The sequence below is a fragment of the Streptomyces sp. NPDC007907 genome (assembly GCF_042959365.1).
In the GTDB taxonomy this organism is placed as follows: Bacteria; Actinomycetota; Actinomycetes; order Streptomycetales; family Streptomycetaceae; genus Streptomyces; species Streptomyces indiaensis.
The window spans coordinates 484597-503364 of sequence record NZ_JBIBKR010000005.1; the positions used below are offsets into that span (position 1 = coordinate 484597).

General features: G+C 69.2%; 18 protein-coding genes and 1 tRNA gene. 10 read left to right on the forward strand and 9 right to left on the reverse strand.

Going from position 1 to position 18768, the window contains the following annotated elements:
* The first annotated feature begins 159 nt into the window (after positions 1-159).
* The 6 genes from ACFZDI_RS22965 (at position 160) to pknB (ending at position 8386) form a co-directional block, all read left to right on the forward strand.
* Positions 160-1020, forward strand: coding sequence for an FhaA domain-containing protein (locus ACFZDI_RS22965; protein ID WP_391252848.1), 861 nt, complete (start codon positions 160-162; stop codon positions 1018-1020).
* 10 nt (positions 1021-1030) lie between these two features.
* On the forward strand, positions 1031-1543 hold the full coding sequence (locus tag ACFZDI_RS22970; RefSeq protein WP_033309926.1) for an FHA domain-containing protein: 513 nt from the start codon (positions 1031-1033) through the stop codon (positions 1541-1543).
* Positions 1544-1683: 140 nt separating this feature from the next.
* Positions 1684-3243: a Stp1/IreP family PP2C-type Ser/Thr phosphatase gene (locus ACFZDI_RS22975; protein WP_391252851.1), complete on the forward strand. Its 1560-nt coding sequence runs from the start codon at positions 1684-1686 to the stop codon at positions 3241-3243.
* A gap of 22 nt (positions 3244-3265) precedes the next feature.
* Complete coding sequence (locus tag ACFZDI_RS22980; protein WP_391252853.1) at positions 3266-4714, forward strand: FtsW/RodA/SpoVE family cell cycle protein; 1449 nt, start codon at positions 3266-3268, stop codon at positions 4712-4714.
* Positions 4711-6189: a penicillin-binding transpeptidase domain-containing protein gene (locus ACFZDI_RS22985; protein WP_391252855.1), complete on the forward strand. Its 1479-nt coding sequence runs from the start codon at positions 4711-4713 to the stop codon at positions 6187-6189. Before ACFZDI_RS22980 ends, ACFZDI_RS22985 begins: the two co-directional genes overlap by 4 nt.
* Before the next feature lie 169 nt (positions 6190-6358).
* A complete protein-coding gene (gene pknB, locus ACFZDI_RS22990) occupies positions 6359-8386 on the forward strand; it encodes a Stk1 family PASTA domain-containing Ser/Thr kinase (protein ID WP_391252857.1) in 2028 nt (675 codons plus the stop codon).
* 90 nt (positions 8387-8476) lie between these two features.
* Here the strand turns inward: pknB and ACFZDI_RS22995 are convergent, their stop codons facing one another.
* The 6 genes from ACFZDI_RS22995 to ACFZDI_RS23020 are packed head-to-tail and all read right to left on the reverse strand — an operon-like array spanning position 8477 to position 12691.
* Positions 8477-9226 carry a class E sortase gene (locus ACFZDI_RS22995; RefSeq protein WP_391252859.1) on the reverse strand — a complete coding sequence of 250 codons (750 nt, stop codon included), beginning with the start codon at positions 9224-9226 and terminating at the stop codon, positions 8477-8479.
* A 13-nt stretch (positions 9227-9239) separates the two neighbouring features.
* Positions 9240-10364, reverse strand: a complete 1125-nt coding sequence (locus ACFZDI_RS23000) for a class E sortase (protein WP_391252861.1) — start codon at positions 10362-10364, stop codon at positions 9240-9242.
* The gene (locus ACFZDI_RS23005; RefSeq protein WP_391252863.1) at positions 10361-10999 is read right to left on the reverse strand and encodes an aminodeoxychorismate/anthranilate synthase component II; all 639 of its coding nucleotides are present in this window, start codon (positions 10997-10999) and stop codon (positions 10361-10363) included. Before ACFZDI_RS23005 ends, ACFZDI_RS23000 begins: the two co-directional genes overlap by 4 nt.
* Positions 10996-11193: a hypothetical protein gene (locus tag ACFZDI_RS23010; protein ID WP_033309918.1), complete on the reverse strand. Its 198-nt coding sequence runs from the start codon at positions 11191-11193 to the stop codon at positions 10996-10998. Before ACFZDI_RS23010 ends, ACFZDI_RS23005 begins: the two co-directional genes overlap by 4 nt.
* Before the next feature lie 17 nt (positions 11194-11210).
* A complete protein-coding gene (locus ACFZDI_RS23015; RefSeq protein ID WP_391252864.1) occupies positions 11211-11888 on the reverse strand; it encodes a class E sortase in 678 nt (225 codons plus the stop codon).
* A gap of 23 nt (positions 11889-11911) precedes the next feature.
* Positions 11912-12691: a DUF881 domain-containing protein gene (locus ACFZDI_RS23020; protein ID WP_234850410.1), complete on the reverse strand. Its 780-nt coding sequence runs from the start codon at positions 12689-12691 to the stop codon at positions 11912-11914.
* A 139-nt stretch (positions 12692-12830) separates the two neighbouring features.
* Between ACFZDI_RS23020 and crgA the strand changes: the two genes are divergently transcribed.
* Positions 12831-13085: a cell division protein CrgA gene (gene crgA / locus ACFZDI_RS23025; RefSeq protein WP_221755573.1), complete on the forward strand. Its 255-nt coding sequence runs from the start codon at positions 12831-12833 to the stop codon at positions 13083-13085.
* A 254-nt stretch (positions 13086-13339) separates the two neighbouring features.
* Here the strand turns inward: crgA and ACFZDI_RS23030 are convergent, their stop codons facing one another.
* Positions 13340-14230 (reverse strand): rhomboid family intramembrane serine protease, encoded by an 891-nt coding sequence (locus ACFZDI_RS23030; RefSeq protein WP_391252867.1) that lies wholly within the window; start codon positions 14228-14230, stop codon positions 13340-13342.
* 136 nt (positions 14231-14366) lie between these two features.
* A complete protein-coding gene (locus ACFZDI_RS23035; protein WP_391252868.1) occupies positions 14367-14894 on the reverse strand; it encodes a peptidylprolyl isomerase in 528 nt (175 codons plus the stop codon).
* Between the two features lie 338 nt (positions 14895-15232).
* On the opposite strand from ACFZDI_RS23035, the gene ACFZDI_RS23040 reads away from it, so the two are divergent.
* Complete coding sequence (locus ACFZDI_RS23040; RefSeq protein WP_391252870.1) at positions 15233-15934, forward strand: DUF5324 family protein; 702 nt, start codon at positions 15233-15235, stop codon at positions 15932-15934.
* Positions 15935-16089: 155 nt separating this feature from the next.
* Here the strand turns inward: ACFZDI_RS23040 and ACFZDI_RS23045 are convergent.
* Positions 16090-16162 (reverse strand) — tRNA-Ala (locus ACFZDI_RS23045).
* Between the two features lie 182 nt (positions 16163-16344).
* Between ACFZDI_RS23045 and ACFZDI_RS23050 the strand changes: the two genes are divergently transcribed.
* Positions 16345-16893 carry a DNA-binding protein gene (locus ACFZDI_RS23050; RefSeq protein ID WP_189590515.1) on the forward strand — a complete coding sequence of 183 codons (549 nt, stop codon included), beginning with the start codon at positions 16345-16347 and terminating at the stop codon, positions 16891-16893.
* Between the two features lie 316 nt (positions 16894-17209).
* Positions 17210-18682, forward strand: a complete 1473-nt coding sequence (locus ACFZDI_RS23055) for a protein kinase (RefSeq protein ID WP_391252873.1) — start codon at positions 17210-17212, stop codon at positions 18680-18682.
* Positions 18683-18768 lie beyond the last annotated feature (86 nt).

Genomic DNA, 18768 nt, shown 5'->3' on the forward strand with positions numbered 1-18768 from the left:
CGAGCTCCACAGGGAACTTCGTCATGCGTCGACACCCGTCGGCGGGGCTGACAGGGGGAACCAGCCGATCGAGCGGCGCGTGGATACGATCAGTAAGCAGTACCAGCCAAGCGGTCCGCCGGGCAGTACACAGGACGTCAACGACGGAGGAGGTGCCCCATGGGAGTCCTGAAGAAGTTCGAGCAGCGTCTCGAAGGTCTGGTCAACGGCACCTTCGCCAAGGTGTTCAAGTCCGAGGTCCAGCCCGTGGAGATCGCGGGAGCTCTCCAGCGTGAGTGCGACAACAACGCCACCATCTGGAACCGCGACCGCACGGTCGTCCCCAACGACTTCATCGTCGAACTGAGCACACCCGACTTCGAGCGGCTGAGCCCCTACTCCGGCCAGCTCGGCGACGAGCTCGCCGGCATGGTGCGCGACTACGCCAAGCAGCAGCGCTACACCTTCATGGGCCCGATCAAGGTGCACCTGGAGAAGGCGGACGACCTCGACACCGGCCTGTACCGGGTGCGCAGCCGTACGCTCGCCTCCTCCAGCAGCCAGCAGGGCGGCCCGGGAGGCGGCGCCGCCGCGCCCGCCGCCCCGCAGGGCGGACGCCCCGGTGGCTACGGCTACCCGCCGTCCGCCGCGCCCGCCGGCGCCCCGCCCATGCCGGCCGCGCCGCCGCCCGGCGGCCGCCCCGGCGGGTACGGCTACCCGCCCGCGGGGGGCGCCCAGCGGCCCCCGGCCGCCGGCGGACGCACCCGCCACTGGATCGAGATCAACGGCACACGCCACCAGATCTCCCGCGCGACGCTCGTGCTGGGCCGCAGCACCGACGCCGACGTGCGGATCGACGACCCCGGCGTCTCCCGCCGGCACTGCGAGATCCGGACCGGAACGCCCTCGACGATCCAGGATCTCGGATCCACCAACGGCATCGTGGTGGACGGGCAGCACACCACCCGCGCTACGCTCCGCGACGGCTCGCGGATCGTCGTGGGCAGCACCACCATCATTTACCGGCAAGCCGAAGGGTGAAGCGGGGGCAATGTCAGAGCTGACCCTCACGGTCATGCGGCTGGGTTTCCTGGCCGTACTGTGGCTGTTCGTGATCGTGGCCGTGCAGGTCATCCGCAGCGACCTGTTCGGTACGCGCGTCACCCAGCGCGGATCGCGCCGCGAGGCAGGCCGGCAGCAGCAGGCCGCCGCCCGCCAGGCGCCGCCGCAGCAGCGCCAGCAGCCCGCCGGCGGCCGCCGGGGCCGTAACGCCCCCACCAAGCTGGTCGTGACCGAAGGCACCCTCACCGGCACCACGGTCGCGCTCCAAGGCCAGACCATCACCCTGGGCCGGGCGCACGACTCGACGATCGTGCTGGACGACGACTACGCCTCCAGCCGCCATGCCAGGATCTACCCGGACCGCGACGGCCAGTGGATCGTCGAGGACCTCGGCTCCACCAACGGCACGTACCTGGACCGGTCCCGGCTGACGACTCCCACACCGATTGCGCTGGGCGCGCCGATCCGCATCGGCAAGACCGTCATCGAGCTGCGGAAGTAGTGCTACATCATGGATAGGCGCGAGCGGAGCGAGCACGCAGTGGCGGGCCCCACCCCGGCCCCCCGCGCGCTCCCGACCGGAGGGTGGGCAGTGTGGCTCGACACGACCGGCTGTACCCGGAGCCGACAGGCGAGGTGCGCATGAGTCTGTCACTGCGCTTCGCGGCCGGATCGCACAAGGGCATGATCCGGGAGGGCAACGAGGACTCCGGATACGCCGGCCCGCGCCTGCTCGCCATCGCCGACGGCATGGGCGGCGCGGCGGCCGGTGAGGTCGCCTCCTCCGAGGCCATCTCCACCATCGTCGCCCTCGACGACGACGTCCCCGGCTCCGACATCCTCACCTCGCTCGGCACCGCGGTGCAGCGCGCCAACGACCAGCTGCGCTCCATGGTCGAGGACGACCCCCAGCTGGAAGGCATGGGGACGACCCTGACCGCCCTGCTGTGGACGGGCCAGCGCCTCGGCCTGGTCCACGTCGGCGACTCGCGCGCCTACCTGCTCCGCGACGGCGTCCTCACCCAGATCACCCAGGACCACACCTGGGTGCAGCGCCTGGTCGACGAGGGCCGCATCACCGAGGAGGAGGCGACCACGCACCCGCAGCGCTCGCTGCTGATGCGCGCCCTCGGGTCGGGCGACCACGTCGAGCCGGACCTGTCCATCCGCGAGGTCCGCGCCGGCGACCGCTACCTGATCTGCTCCGACGGCCTGTCGGGCGTGGTGTCCCACCAGACGCTGGAGGACACCCTCGCCAGCTACCAGGGCCCGCAGGAGACCGTCCAGAACCTGATCGAGCTGGCCCTGCGCGGCGGCGGCCCGGACAACATCACGGTCATCATCGCCGACGTCCTCGACCTCGACACCGGCGACACCCTCGCGGGACAGCTGTCCGACACCCCCGTCGTGGTCGGCGCCGTCGCGGAGAACCAGCACCAGCTGCACGACAACGGCATCATGCAGACCCCCGCGGGCCGCGCCTCCGGGCTCGGCCGCCACGGGCACGGCCGGGGCGGCGGGGGCGGCGAGTTCGGCCCGCCCGGCTCCGGCGACACCACCGGCTACATCCCGGCGGACGGCTTCGACTACGGCGACGACGACTTCACCAAGCCCCGCCGCAAGAAGGGCCGCTGGCTGAAGAGATCCCTCTACGGCGCCCTCGCCCTGGCCGTCGTCGGCGGCGGTCTGTACGGCGGATACCGCTGGACGCAGACGCAGTACTACGTCGGCACCGAGGACGAGCACGTCGCCCTGTACCGGGGCATCAGCCAGGACCTGGCCTGGGTCTCGCTCTCGAAGGTCGAGAAGGACCACCCCGAGATCGAACTCAAGTACCTGCCGCCCTACCAGCAGAAGCAGGTCAAGGAGACGATCCCCGAGGGCGGGCTCAAGAACGCCCAGGCGAAGATCCAGGAACTGTCGGTGCAGGCCTCCGCGTGCAAGAAGGAGGCGCAGCGGCGCGAAGCCGAGAGCAAGAACAACTCCAAGACCGGCGAAGGCGAGGCCGGGGGCACCACGGGAACCACTCCCGCCTCCTTCACGTCCAAGGCCACACCGACGCCGAACCCGTCCAGCCCGTCGGGTTCACCGTCGGCTCCGGAGAAGTCCACGCCCCCGACCACGAACGCACCCACCCCCAGCCCCGGCCCCAGCCTCTCGGAGGAAGAGCAGAAGGTCGTCTCGCTGTGCGGTAAGCAGTAGCCGTGAGAGGCCCTGTCACACGATGAGCGGTACGAATACGTCGCACTCGCCGACGCACCACACGTCCACGATCGGCGCCATCGGCGCGCCGAGCCGGCGCAACACCGAGCTCGCGCTGCTGGTGTTCGCCGTCGTCATCCCGGTGTTCGCCTACGCCAACGTCGGCCTGGCGCTCCACGACTCGGTGCCGCCGGGCCTGCTGAGCTACGGGCTCGGGCTCGGTCTGCTCGCGGGCGTCGGGCACTTGGTCGTCCGCAAGTTCGCGCCGTACGCGGACCCGCTGATGCTCCCGCTGGCGACGCTGCTCAACGGGCTCGGGCTGGTGGTGATCTGGCGGCTGGACCAGTCCAAGCGGCTCAGCAACTACGCCGAGGCCGCCCCGCGTCAGCTGCTGTACTCGGCGTTGGGCATGGCCCTGCTGGCGGTCGTGCTGGTCTTCCTCAAGGACCACCGCGTCCTGCAGCGCTACACGTACATCTCGATGGCCGGTGCGCTGTTCCTGCTGATCCTGCCGCTCGTGCCCGGACTCGGCGCGAACATCTACGGCGCCAAGATCTGGATCAAGATCCCTGGCCTCGGCACGCTCCAGCCCGGCGAGTTCGCGAAGATCGTCCTCGCGGTGTTCTTCGCCGGCTACCTCATGGTCAAACGAGACGCCCTGGCCCTGGCCAGCCGCCGCTTCATGGGCCTGTACCTGCCGCGCGGCCGCGACCTGGGCCCGATCCTCGTGGTCTGGGTCATCTCGATCCTCATCCTGGTCTTCGAGACCGACCTCGGTACGTCCCTGCTGTTCTTCGGGATGTTCGTCATCATGCTGTACGTCGCCACCGAGCGGACCAGCTGGATCGTCTTCGGTCTGCTGATGTCCGCGGTCGGCGCCGTGGGTGTGGCGAGCTTCGAGCCGCACATCCAGACCCGTGTGCAGGCCTGGCTCGACCCGATGCGTGAGTTCGAGCTCTCCCGCGCCGGCGTCCAGGACGGCATCGTCCACTCCGAGCAGGCCATGCAGGCGCTGTGGGCCTTCGGCTCCGGCGGCACCCTCGGCACCGGCCTGGGGCAGGGCAACTCCGACCTCATCGGCTTCGCCGCCAACTCCGACTTCATCCTCGCCACCTTCGGCGAGGAGCTGGGCCTGGCCGGCGTCATGGCGATCATGCTGCTCTACGGTCTGATCGTCGAGCGGGGTGTGCGCACCGCCCTCGCGGCCCGCGACCCGTTCGGCAAGCTGCTGGCCATCGGCCTGTCGGGTGCCTTCGCCCTCCAGGTGTTCGTCGTGGCCGGCGGTGTGATGGGCCTCATCCCGCTGACTGGTATGACGCTGCCGTTCGTGGCGTACGGCGGTTCCTCCGTGATCGCCAACTGGGCTCTGATCGGCATCCTGTTGCGCATCAGCGACACCGCCCGCCGCCCGGCCCCCGCCCCCGCCGCCAACCCCGACGCCGAGATGACCCAGGTGGTCCGCCCGTCATGAACAAGCCCCTGCGCCGGATCGCGATCTTCTGCGGCCTGCTCGTTCTGGCACTGCTGATCCGCGACAACTGGATCCAGTACGTCCAGGCCGACGAGCTCCGGACCAACAAGAACAACCGCCGGGTCACCATCGAGCGTTACGCCTCCCCCCGCGGCAACATCATCGTCGGCGGAAAGGCGATCACCGGCTCCGCCGAGTCGTCGGACAGCGACTTCAAGTTCAAGCGCACCTACAAGGACGGCCCCATGTGGGCGCCGGTCACCGGCTACGCCTCGCAGGCCTTCGGCGCCACGCAGCTGGAGAACCTCGAGGACGGCATCCTCACCGGCAACGACGACCGGCTGTTCTTCCGCAACACCCTCGACATGCTCACGGGCAAGAAGCAGCAGGGCGGCAACGTCGTCACCACCCTGAACGCCGCCGCCCAGAAGGCCGCGTACAACGGCCTCGAGAAGCAGGGCGGCAAGGGTGCCGTCGTCGCCCTGGAGCCGTCGACGGGCAAGATCCTCGCCCTGGCCTCCTACCCGTCGTACGACCCGTCGTCCTTCGCCGGGAACTCCACGACGAAGGACAGCAAGGCCTGGCAGAAGCTGCAGAAGAAGAACAACCCCGACGACCCGATGCTCAACCGGGCCCTGCGCGAGACCTACCCGCCCGGCTCCACCTTCAAGGTCGTCACCGCGGCCGCGGCGCTGGAGGACGGCAAGTACAAGACCGCCGACGGCAAGACGGACTCGCCGGACCCGTGGGTCATGACGGGCACCAACACCAAGCTGCCCAACGAGGGCAACATCCCCTGCGAGAACGCCTCGCTGCGGGTCGCCCTCCAGTACTCCTGCAACACCGTCTTCGGCAAGATCGGCGCCGACCTCGGCAACGACAAGATGCTGGACATGGCCAAGAAGTTCGGCTTCGGCGAGGAGCAGTTCACGCCGGTCCGCGCCAACGCCTCGGTCTTCTCCGACGACATGAACCCCTCGCAGACCGCGCTGTCGTCCATCGGCCAGTTCAACACCGCCGCGACCCCGCTGCAGATGGCCATGGTCGCTTCGGCGGTCGCCAACGACGGCACGCTGATGAAGCCGTACATGGTCGACGAGCTCCAGTCGCCCGGCCTCGACCCGATCACGAAGACCGACCCCGAGGAGCTGAGCCAGCCGCTGTCGCCGGAGAACGCCCAGATCCTCCAGTCGATGATGGAGACGGTCGTCGAGAAGGGCACGGGCTCGAACGCCAAGATCGACGGCGTCACGGTGGGCGGCAAGACCGGTACCGCCCAGCACGGCGTCGACAACAGTGAGAATCCCTACGCGTGGTTCATCTCCTACGCCAAGGGCGAGGACGGCAGCTCGCCGGTCGCCGTGGCGGTCGTCGTCGAGGACGACAACGCCGTCCGTGACGACATCTCCGGCGGCGGCCTCGCGGCACCGATCGCGAGGAACGTGATGGAGGCGGTCATCGACAGCAAGAAGTGACCCCGCTCACGCCTGCTTCACATCGGTGCACGTTGCGATACCGGTCCTGTATCGGCTGACGGGCTTGGCCAGGTCACACAAAGCGAGCCGGGTACGGTAGGCCCGGACGGCAGCCTCCGACCGTACAAGCGTGCCGGTCGGGACCGACGGAGAGGGCTGGTAGGTAGCTATGGAAGAGCCGCGTCGCCTCGGCGGCCGGTACGAACTGGGCCAGGTGCTCGGGCGTGGTGGCATGGCGGAGGTCTACCTCGCGCATGACACCCGCCTCGGACGCACCGTGGCGGTGAAGACGCTGCGCGCGGATCTCGCGCGTGACCCTTCCTTCCAGGCACGGTTCCGCCGGGAGGCCCAGTCGGCCGCCTCGCTCAACCATCCCGCGATCGTCGCGGTCTACGACACGGGCGAGGACTACATCGACAACGTGTCGATCCCGTACATCGTCATGGAGTACGTGGACGGCTCGACCCTGCGTGAGCTGCTGCACTCCGGCCGCAAGCTGCTGCCGGAGCGTGCCATGGAGATGACCATCGGCATCCTCCAGGCCCTGGAGTACTCCCACCGCGCCGGCATCGTCCACCGTGACATCAAGCCGGCCAACGTCATGCTCACCCGCAACGGCCAGGTCAAGGTCATGGACTTCGGCATCGCCCGCGCGATGGGCGACTCCGGCATGACGATGACGCAGACCTCCGCGGTCATCGGCACCGCCCAGTACCTCTCGCCGGAGCAGGCCAAGGGCGAGCAGGTCGACGCCCGTTCCGACCTGTACTCCACCGGCTGTCTGCTCTACGAGCTGCTGACCGTCCGTCCGCCCTTCGTCGGCGACTCCCCGGTGGCCGTGGCCTATCAGCACGTCCGGGAGGAGCCGCAGTCGCCGAGCGTCTTCGACCCCGAGATCACGCCCGAGATGGACGCGATCGTGCTGAAGGCGCTCGTCAAGGACCCGGACTACCGGTACCAGTCGGCCGACGAGATGCGCGCCGACATCGAGGCCTGCCTCGACGGCCAGCCGGTCGCCGCCACGGCCGCAATGGGCTCCGTGGGCTACGGCGGCTACCCCGACGACCAGCCGACGACGGCCCTGCGCGCGGACTCCGGCGCGGGCGCCACGTCCATGCTGCCCCCCATGAACCCGGACGACGGCGGCTACGGCTACGACGACCGCCCCGACCGGCGTCGCGGGCAGCAGCGCAAGTCCAGCACCTCCACGATCCTGCTGGTCGTGGCCGGCATCCTGGTCCTGGTCGGAGCGATCCTGATCGGCCGGTGGGCGTTCAGCGGCGACGGCGCGAGCAACGACGCCTTCGCGGCACCCAACTTCATCGGCGAGTCGAAGAAGAGCGCCCAGCAGCTGGCCAAGAACGCCGACCTGGAACTGTCCTTCTCCAGCAAGCCCTGCGACAACCAGCCCGAGGGCAGGATCTGCACCCAGAACCCGAAGGCGGGGGTGGACGTCAACAAGGGCGACACCGTCTCCCTGGTCGTGTCGACGGGGGCGCCGAAGGTGACCGTGCCGGACGTCACGGGCCTGACCTACGACAAGGCCGCGGCCCAACTCGATGCCAAGGGCTTCAAGGTCGAGCAGAAGACCGAGGAGTCCGACCGCACCCCCGGCGTGGTCACCGACCAGGACCCGAAGGGCGACACGGAGCAGGAGAAGGGTTCCACGATCACCCTGACCGTGGCCAAGGAGGCGGAGAAGTCCACCGTCCCGGACGTGCTCGGCCAGAGCTGTGACGCCGCCAAGCAGCAGATGCAGGCCAGCGACCTGGTCGGCAACTGCACCGAGGTGGAGACCGACGACGACAACCAGGTCGGCAAGGTCATCCAGACCACGCCGCAGGCGGGCACGTCGGTCGACCCGAACTCGTCGGTGAACATCCAGATCGGCAAGAAGAAGCAGCAGCAGAAGGTCAAGGTCCCGCAGGTCGTCGGCCAGACGGTCGGCCAGGCCAAGCAGACCCTCGCGCAGCAGGGCTTCACCAACATCCAGTTCGCCGAGGGCAGCGACCAGAGCGACAACGCCCTCGTCGCCGCCCAGAACCCCGGCCCCAACCAGGAGGTCGACGACCCGGCAGGGACGACGATCACCCTCCAGACGGTCGGCCTCGGAAACAACGGCGGCAACAACAACGGCGGCGGCGGCGGAAACGGCGGCCTCTTCGGTGGCCTCAGCGGCACCAACGAAGACGACTGACACGACACCGCACGACAGTGATGGCCCGGGCTCCCCGAGGGAGGCCGGGCCATCGTCATGCCTGCTGTTGTTCTCCCGCCGGGAGCGTCGTCAGCGCAGTTCCTTCGGCGGTGTGCGGTCCGCGTCCACCTTCTCCACGCGTTCCAGCTCGCCCCACACCACGTACCGGTACGTGCTCGTGTACACCGGCGTGCAGGTCGTCAGCGTGATGTAGTGGCCCGGCTTCTTCCGGCCCGACTCCTCCGGTACCTCCGAGAGGACCTCGACGTTGAACTTCGACGTCTCGGGAAGGATGTCGTAGACCTTGTAGACGTACCACTTGTCCTTGGTCTCGAAGACGATCGGGTCGCCCTTGCCGATCTTGTCGATGTTGTGGAACTTCGCACCGTGGCCGTCCCGGTGGGCGGCGAGGGAGAAGTTCCCGTTCTTGCCGGACATCGGCAGGGTCGCCTTGACCGGGTCGGTGTAGTAGCCGGCGACGCCGTCGTTGAGGATCTCGCTCGACGTCCCCTTCTCGACCAGGACCTCACCGTTGCGCATCGACGGCACGTGCAGGAACCCGATGCCGTTGTGCGTGTCCAGCACACCCGGACCGCCCCGGCCGTGCGCCCAGTCCTCACGGACCTCGTCCGCCTGCTTGCCCGCCGCACGGTCGGCGACCACGTTCGTCCACCACAGCGAATAGACGACGAACAGGCCGAGGACCAGGCCCGCGGTGATGAGGAGTTCCCCGAAGAAGCTGACCGCCATCGCGACCGGCCCGACACGGCGTCGTGCCGCGGGCGGCCGGGGCCCCCTGCCGGTGTGCTCTTCGTGATCCGTGTCGGTGGTCGCTGCCACTGGTCATCTGCCCTTAACTGACGAGCGCATCCGGCTTGCCCTTGCTGCGCGGCCGTTCCTCGACCATCTTGCCCCAGACGATCATCCGGTACTTACTGGTGAACTCCGGCGTGCACGTGGTCAGCGTGATGTAACGGCCGGGTTTGGTGAATCCGGACCCCTTGGGCACGGGATTGAGCACGCTCGTGTTGCTCGGCGGTGTCACCGGCAGGATCGACGCCATCTTGTAGACGAAGTACTCGTCCTGCGTCTCCACGACGATCGGATCGCCCGGAGCGAGCCTGTTGATGTACCGGAACGGTTCCCCATGGGTGTTGCGGTGACCCGCGAGCCCGAAGTTGCCGGTCCTGTCACCGGGCATCGCCGTCTTCAGCGCACCCTCGGCGTAATGACCGACCATGCCCCGGTCGAGCACGCCCTTGCTGCTGGTCCCCTCGGCGATCGGCACCACCACGTCCAGCTTCGGAATGTGCAGGATGGCGAAACCCTGCCCCGGTTCGAAGGCCCCCGGGTTCCGCTTGCCGCTCGCCCAGTCGTTCTGGAGGCTGCTGGCCTCCTTGCCGGCCTGGGCGTGCGCCCGCACGTTCGTCCACCACAGCTGGTAGGTGACGAACAGCAGCATCAGCACGCCGGTGGTGATGAACACTTCGCCGATCGCCCGGCTCGCGACGACCGCCGCGCCCGGCTTGCGCGCCCGCGCCTGCCGCCGCGCCTCGACGCGCGACAGCGGCGCCCCGCTCCGGCCCCCGCCGCCGTGGCGGGCGGAGTGGCTGCCCGACGGCTCCGACGCTCCGCCATGGCGCCCGTGACGGCGCTTGGCGGCCTTTCTGCGGGCCGCGCGCCCACCGCGGGCGGGGTCGATCCGGCGGGTGGCGGAGGAAGCCGCAGAGCCCGCCGTGGCGGCGCCGGTCTCCGGCGGGGGATCCGGAATCCGCAGCGCCACCGTCTCCTCGTCGGCGGGCGGCAGATACGTCTCGTCCGGCAGGGGTTCGTACGACGTGTACGGCTGCTGCGGTTGCGCGTGCGGGGTCACCCCGTACGACTCCCCGCCCGACCACTCCTCGAACGCACCCCGCGCCCCGTACGACTGCTGCCCGTACGAGGTGTCGGACTCGCGCTCGGGGCGCAGCGCGGTCACGCCGTGGCCCTGCCCACCACCGGGGCGAGCCCGGCCGACCTCGCCACGGCACCCTGGTCGCCGCACTCCACCAGCCAGTTGGCCAGCATCCGGTGCCCGTGCTCGGTCAGCACCGACTCGGGGTGGAACTGCACGCCCTCGACCGGAAGTTCGCGGTGTCTGAGGCCCATCACGATGCCGTCGTGCGTGCGGGCCGTGACCTCCAGCTCGTCCGGGACCGTGGCCGGCTCGGCGGCCAGGGAGTGGTAGCGCGTCGCCGTGAAGGGCGAGGGCAGTCCCGCGAAGACGCCGCCCCCGCCGTGCTCGACCAGGGAGGTCTTGCCGTGCAGCAGCTCCGGCGCCCGGTCCACCACACCGCCGTACGCCACCTGCATCGACTGCATGCCGAGGCAGACACCGAAGACCGGGACGCCGGTGTCCGCGCAGTGCCGGACCATGTCGACGCACACGCCGGCCTGCTCCGGCGTACCGGGCCCGGGGGAGAGCAGCACCCCGTCGAAGCCGTCCTGGGCGTGGGCCGTCGACACCTCGTCGTTGCGCAGGACCTCGCACTCGGCGCCCAGCTGGTACAGGTACTGGACCAGGTTGAAGACGAAGCTGTCGTAGTTGTCGACGACGAGAATGCGCGCGCTCACTGGTTGTCCACCGTCACATCGTTGAAGGGCAGCAGCGGTTCCGCCCACGGGAAGACGTACTGGAAGAGGACGTAGACCACGGCCACGACCAGGACGAGTGAGATCACTGCCTTCACCCAGGTGTTCCCCGGCAGATGCCGCCAGATCCAGCCGTACATGCCGTCCCTTCCGTCGTACCACGGCACCAGACCCACGCCGTACAGCCACCAGACTAACGGCGCAGGGCCTCTGGTTTCCCGGCCTCCACGGGCTGGGTGGTGTCCAGGTGCGCCCAGACGATCAGCCGGTGACTGTGTCCCCATTCCGGTTCACACGTGGTCAGCGTCAGGTACCGGCCCGCACGCGTGTACCCGGATGTACGTGGGACAGGGTCGATCACCTCGATGTCCGAGGGCACTGTTTTGTACGGGCCTTTGTCGATCCGATACGTGAACCAGGTCGTGCCGTCCGTCAGCACCACCGCGTCACCCCGCCTGAGCTCGGGAAAGTCCTTGAAGGGGTCGCCGTAGGTGCGGCGGTGGCCGGCGACCGCGAAGTTCCCCCGCTGCCCGAGCTGAGCGGTCTCCGTGTAATGCCCCAGCCCCTTCTTCAAGGTGCTGGTGGCGGTGCCTTCGAGCACGGGCTTGTTCCACGTGAAACCGAGCCGCGGAATGTACATGATCGCGAAGGGTCTGCCCTCGGCGTAGGGCGCGGGCTTCACCGGCCCCGCCGGGGAGGCGCCGGCCGGCAGGCGGGGCTTCGACCACTCCTTCCGGAGCAGGTCGATCTGGTCGTCCATGACGCCGTCGGCCCGCACACCGGTCCAGAAGAGCACGTAGACGACGAACAGCACGATCACGCTGCCGACGGTGACGCACAGTTCGCTGACGGTCCTGACGATCACGCGCACCGGCAGCTCCCCCGGCCTGGCCGCTACTCCACGGGCTTCGCGTAGTGCAGATCCACTGTGCCCGAGTAGCCGGGCAGAGTCACCGGGCCGTTCTCCTCGACTTTCCAGCCGAGCCCGTAGACGTTGACGTAGACCATGTAGTTCTGGATCGCCGCGGAGGCCGCGAGCGCGTTCTTCAGCCTGCCCGGATCACCGATGGCCGTGATCTTGTAGGGCGGCGAGTACACGCGCCCCTGGAGGATCAGGGTGTTGCCCACGCAGCGCACCGCGCTGGTCGAGATCAGCCGCTGGTCCATGACCTTGATGCCCTTGGCCCCGCCCTGCCACAGCGCGTTCACCACGGCCTGGAGGTCCTGCTGGTGGATGACCAGGTAGTCCGGCTGCGGCTCGGGGTAGCCCGGCAGCTTGGCGGTGGCGTCCGGCGGGGCGTCGTTGAGCGTGACCGTGAGCGAGTCGCCCTTGAGCTTCTGGGTGCCCGCGCGTTTCTCCAGCGCGCTGAGCTTGTCGTCCTCCGCCTTGGTACTGCCGTCGTCCCGCTCGGCGAGGGCCTCTATCTCCTGGCGCAGGGTGCCGTTGGTCTCGTCCAGCTTCCCGTTCTCACGGCTGCGCTCGTGGATGAGGTCGGACAGCTTGAGCAGCGAGGTGTCCGTACGGATGTTGGTGCCCTTGGCGGTGTTGAAGCTGGTGAAGAAGATCAGCCCCGCGAGAGCGAACACGGCCGCCGTGAGGATGCGCACGGGCCGGAAACGGCGCGCGCGCTCAGGGGTGGATCCCGTCCCGGGGGAGTCGGCAGAATTGCTCAACGTACCCTTATCTCCTTCGGCGCGGCGGAAGCACTACGCTAACGGACGCCCGGGGGAGCAATCGGAGTCCCCTTACGCTGCCCCGAGACCGACCCAGTTACCTGCGCGGCCACGCAGCGCATCGACAGGAGAGACCCTCGTGCCGAAGTCACGTATCCGCAAGAAGGCCGACTACACGCCGCCGCCTGCCAAGCAGACGACCGCGATCAAGCTGACCAACCGTGCCTGGGTCGCGCCCGTCATGCTGGCCATGTTCCTCATCGGCCTGGCCTGGATCGTCGTCTTCTACGTCACCGACGGATCGCTGCCCATCGACTCGCTGGGCAACTGGAACATCGTCGTGGGATTCGGTTTCATCGCCGCCGGATTCGGTGTCTCGACCCAGTGGAAGTAGGGGTCACCGGACGGTGAACGCACCTCTGCCCAGGGGTGTTCGCTGAGTTATCCACAGCGGTTTTCCACATGGGGATAATGAAGACGATCTGTGGATAACCCGTTGGACGTTGACGCCGGTATGACGGAAATACCGGCACTCGAAAACCTGTTCGCCCCCTGCCTGACCTGCGGAAACGCAGGTCGGTGGCAGGGGGCACATGTGTTCCCGCACGGTGTGCACAAGATCCGGCACCCGCTGTGGACAACGCCTGGTCAGGCGAGCTGCGCCGTCCTCACCACGGTCATGAGCACGACCATGCCGAGGACCAGCGCACAGGTGCCGTACTGGACCAGTGCCCGGCGCTCGCGCGGGGCGTGGACCATGGCGTATCCGACGACGACCCCGGCGACCAGGCCACCGATGTGGGCCTGCCACGAGATGTTGAAGCCAGGGCTGAAGGTGAAGATCAGGTTGATCACCAGCAGCGCGATGATCGGCCGCATGTCGTAGTTGAGCCGGCGCATCAGCACGGCCGTCGCGCCGAAGAGGCCGAAGATCGCGCCGGAGGCGCCCAGGGTCGCCGTGGTCGGGGAGGCCAGCAGGTAGGCCAGGGCGCTGCCGGCGAGCCCCGAGATGAAGTACAGGGCGAGGTAGCGGGCGCGGCCGAGCGCCGCCTCCAGGGGTCCGCCGAGCCACCACAGGCTGAGCATGTTGAACGCGATGTGCCAGATCTCCTGGTGCGTGAACATCGACGTGACCATGCGGTACCACTCGCCTCCCGCCACACCCTGGGTGGGCGTGAAGGGCGCGGGCGGCCAGGCACCCAGGAGGACGATGTCGTTCAGCAGCGACTCGTGGACCTGGACGGCGATGAACACGGCCAGGTTGATGCCGATGAGGATCTTGGTCAGCAGCCGGGGGTCGGCGGCGACGGAGCCGCCCGCGATCGTCCGGGGCATGGCGGCCGAGGGCGAGTGGCCGGTGCCGGAGCCGGTACGGACGCATTCGGGGCACTGGAAGCCGACGGAGGCGTTGACCATGCATTCGGGGCAGATGGGGCGCTCGCAGCGGGTGCAGCGGATGCCCGTTTCGCGGTCCGGGTGGCGGTAGCACATGGGGACGCTGTGGGCGTCCTGCGGGCTGCCCGCAGCCTGGTCGTCCATGGTCTCCCCTAGGTCGTGTGAGAAAAGCCCGCCCCGCTCATCCTTACGGATGAGCGGGGCGATTGGTTCCCTGCGGGCGCCTGCATGTGATGGCCTGCGGGGGCCGTCACGGGATTCCCTGCGGAAGCCCTCGCGCTCAGCGGGTCTCGATGACGACCGACTCGATGACCACGTCGTTGAGCGGACGGTCGGTGCGCGGGTTCGTCTGGGTCGTGGCGATGGTGTCCACGATCTTCTGGCTGGCCGCGTCGGTGACCTCGCCGAAGATGGTGTGCTTGCGGTTCAGCCACGCCGTCGGGGAGACGGTGATGAAGAACTGCGAGCCGTTGGTGCCGGGGCCGGCGTTGGCCATCGCGAGCAGGTAGGGCTTGTCGAAGCGCAGGTCCGGGTGGAACTCGTCCTCGAACTGGTAGCCGGGGCCGCCGGTGCCGTTGCCCAGCGGGTCACCACCCTGGATCATGAAGCCGCTGATCACCCGGTGGAAGACCGTGCCGTCGTAGAGCTTGTCCGTGGTCTTCTCGCCCGTCTCCGGGTGGGTCCACTCCCGCTCGCCCTGGGCGAGCTCGACGAAGTTCTTGACCGTCTTGGGCGCGTGGTTCGGCAGAAGCCGGACGTCGATGTCGCCGTGATTGGTCTTCAGGGTGGCGTAGAGCTGCTCGGCCACGATCTGCCTTCCGTTGTCTTTCCGTGACTCCCCGATCCTCGCACGGACAGGCCGCCGCGTCGCCCGACCTCGTGGCAGCGGGGGGAAACCCTCGACGGGTGTACGCAAAAACCAGTCGAGTAGTCCCAGGGCGGGGGCGCTCGGCGGCGATCCGTGGCATTGTCGACGACAAGCTCCTGTTGTCCCTTATTCATCCGCTATTGCACGTGATCGGCGTTTAAACGCCGGTTCCCGTGACCCGGATGCCCGTCCGCGCATGCCTGGTCGTGTGCCGGGAGGCATGATCCGTAAAAGGGTGGAAAGTCGAAATACCGTACGCCACCGAGGAGGAGGAACCCGTGACCCGCATCGACAGCGTGCGCGCCGCGACTGGTTCGGCGAAGGACAGCGTGCTGCACGCCGCGGAAGTGGTGGCGCCCTACGCCGACACGGCCAAGGACAGGGCCGCGCACTACGCACACGAGGCACGCGTACGGCTAGCGCCCAAGGTGACGCAGGCCGCAGGGCAGGCGCGCGTCCAGTACGGCACTTATGTGCAGCCGTATCTGGAGCAGGCCCGCACGCATGTGCCGCCGAAGGTCGACCAAGCCGCCCAGGAGGCCGCCGACCGCACCCGCAAGGCCGCTCGCCAGGCGGCGGAGTACTCGCGTCCGAGGATCGAGCAGGCAGTGGCCGCGGCCGTGCCTGTCACGACCGAGGCCGCGGCCCGGAGTGCGGCCGCCCTGTCCGCACTGCGCGGACAGGTCACGCCCAAGGAGATCCAGAGGCTGGTCCGCAGGCACGAACGGCGGGCCAAGGCCGGCAAGGCCGTGAAGACGCTGGTGATTCTGGGCGCGGTCGCCGGTGGTGCTTTCGCCGCGTGGAAGTGGTGGGACAAGCAGGCCAACCCGGACTGGCTGGTGGAGCCACCGGCCGCGACGGAGGTCCCCGAGTCGGGGCGCCTGTCGTCCGTGGACGGTACCGGCCCGTCGGCCCTGGATCCGGAGGTCGAGGCGAAGCAGGCCGAGGACGAGGCCTCCCGGCGCGACGACGGTTCCTGAGGGCGCCTGATCGAACAGCCCGGCGGGGCGGGAGACTTGAGGGTCTTCCGCCCCGCCGGGCTGTTTCACGTGAAACAGGCATTGCCGCTCTCCGCGCCGACATGCGACATGCCCCCCGAGATCGCGTTTCCGCAGCTCGGAGGGCATGTCCGGAGTGGAGCCTAGGGGAGTCGAACCCCTGACATCTGCCATGCAAAGACAGCGCTCTACCAACTGAGCTAAGGCCCCGGAAGGGGACGTCCGGCCGGAGAAAACCGCATCCCGGCGGGCGTCGGAGACCAGAGTACCGGGTCTCCCCCGTGGTTCCGCAAAAAGATTGGGGGTCCCCGTCGCCGACCACTCTCCGTAAGATGCTCGGCGTGGTTCGCTACCGCGAACCGCCGTACATGGGGAAGCGATGGGGAGACGCAATGGACGCCGCACAGCAGGAAGCGACCGCAAGAGCGCGGGAACTGCAGCGGAACTGGTACGGGGAGCCACTGGGGGCGCTCTTCCGTAGGCTCATCGACGATCTTGGTCTCAACCAGGCTCGTCTCGCGGGGGTTCTGGGACTGTCCGCGCCGATGTTGTCCCAGCTGATGAGTGGTCAGCGGGCGAAGATCGGCAACCCGGCCGTGGTGCAGCGGGTGCAGCTGCTGCAGGACCTGGCGGGGCAGGTCGCGGACGGCAGTGTGAGCGCGGCCGAGGCCACCGAGCGCATGGAGGAGATCAAGAAGTCGCAGGGGGGCTCGGTGCTGAGCAACACCACACAGACGACGAGCAGTTCGGGGGCGCCCACGGTCAAGCGCGTCGTGCGCGAGATCCAGTCGCTGCTGCGGTCGGTCGCGGCGGCGGGCGACATCATCGACGCCGCCGACACTCTCGCCCCGAGCCATCCGGAGCTGGCAGAGTTCCTCCGGGTCTACGGCGCCGGCCGCACCTCGGACGCCGTCACGCACTACCAGTCCCACCAGAACTGATCCACCGCCCGACCGCCGAAGGGGGTTCGGCAGCGGGCGCGAGTGAGGTGACGGGGGATGCGTCACGGTACGGGCGGACATGAGGGGGCATGTTCCGTACGGGGGACCGGTCGACGCGAGGGGGGACGTATCACTCATCGGGGGAGCCGGGGTTCGGGGGAGCCCGGAATCTCAAGGGTTCGGGGGAGCCCGTGGGGTCGAGGGGAATCAGGGTTCGGGGGGTTCGGGGGAGCCCGTTTCGTCCGTCGGGGAGTCGTAGCGCTCACCGAGGGGGAAGCAAGGGGGGAAGCCGCAGGGGGAGGAGCGACGTACAGCCATGGGTGAGGTCTTCGCCGGCCGGTACGAACTGGTCGACCCGATCGGACGCGGAGGGGTCGGTGCCGTCTGGCGCGCCTGGGACCACCGCCGCCGCCGCTATGTGGCCGCCAAGGTCCTGCTCCAGAGCGACGCGCACTCGCTGCTTCGCTTCGTGCGGGAACAGGCCCTGCGGATCGATCACCCGCATGTGCTCGCCCCGACCAGCTGGGCCGCGGACGACGACAAGGTCCTGTTCACCATGGACCTGGTCGCGGGCGGCTCGCTCGTCCACCTCGTCGGGGACTACGGCCCGCTCCCGCCGGCCTTCGTCTGCACCCTGCTCGATCAGCTGCTGGCGGGCCTGGCCGCGGTGCACGCGGAGGACGTCGTCCACCGTGACGTGAAGCCGGCCAATGTGCTGCTGGAGGCCACGGGCACGGGCCGGCCGCGGCTGCGGCTGTCCGACTTCGGCATCGCGATGCGGCTGGGTGAGCCCCGTCTGACGGAGACCAACCTTGTGGTGGGGACGCCCGGTTACCTCGCGCCCGAGCAGATGATGGGGGCCGAACCGGACTTCCCCGCCGACCTGTTCGCCGTGGGGCTGGTCGCGCTGTATCTGCTGGAGGGCGCCAAACCGGACAGCAAGGCGCTCATCCAGTACTTCGCCGAGCACGGGACGCCCGGTGCGCCCAAGGGCATTCCGGAGCCGCTGTGGCAGGTGGTGGCCTCGCTGCTCCAGCCGGATCCGGAGGCACGCTTCCGCACGGCCACGGGAGCGCGCAAGGCGCTCGCCGCCGCTGCGGAGCTGCTTCCGGAGCCGGGCCCGGACGACGAGCTGATCGAGATCTTCGACCAACTGGGGCCGCTGCCGACAGGATTCGCCCCCGAGGGGCCACTGGAGAGAGCGAAGGGGCTGGGCCCGAGGGAGGAGCCGTCCGCCCCCTCGGGGACAGGCGGGGAGCGGTCCTCGCAGAGGCATGACGAGGGCGAGGCGTCGGAGCCGGGCGGGCGCCACCCTTCCGAACCCGACCGGCACCACGCACAGGCGGTGCCGTTCGATCCCCGGCACGCCGCCGACCCGGCGCAGCCGGTCTCCATGTCGGACACCGGCAGCTTCCATCTGCCGCCGCCGCAGCCCACCGTCACCTCGTCTCCCGCGGCCGGACAGGCCCACCCCGCTCCGGTCCCCGCCCCGCACGGGCAGGCGCCCGTCTCCCCCTACGACACCACCCACCGGCTGTCCCCCGCCCAGCCGCTCCCCCCGGTGTACTCCGGACCGCCCGTGCCTGCCGCGGAGCAGTACCGTGCGGACGCCTCCACCGCCTCGTACACCGCCCGGACACCGACGGCCCCGCCGAGCGGCCCGACGCCGTCACGGCACCGGGCTCAGCGCCCCCCGCGACCAGGCCCTCCGGCCAGGGTGGCGGTGCCCCTGCTCCTCCTCGCGCTGGCCTGCTACGCCGTGGGTTTCTGGGCACTGTCCCGCATCTGAGCGGTCCTGACGGGCACGCCGCACGGCGAGGCCGGCAGGACGGCAACGGAAAGCCCGGCGCTGCAGCGAACCGCCGGGGCGGCCCG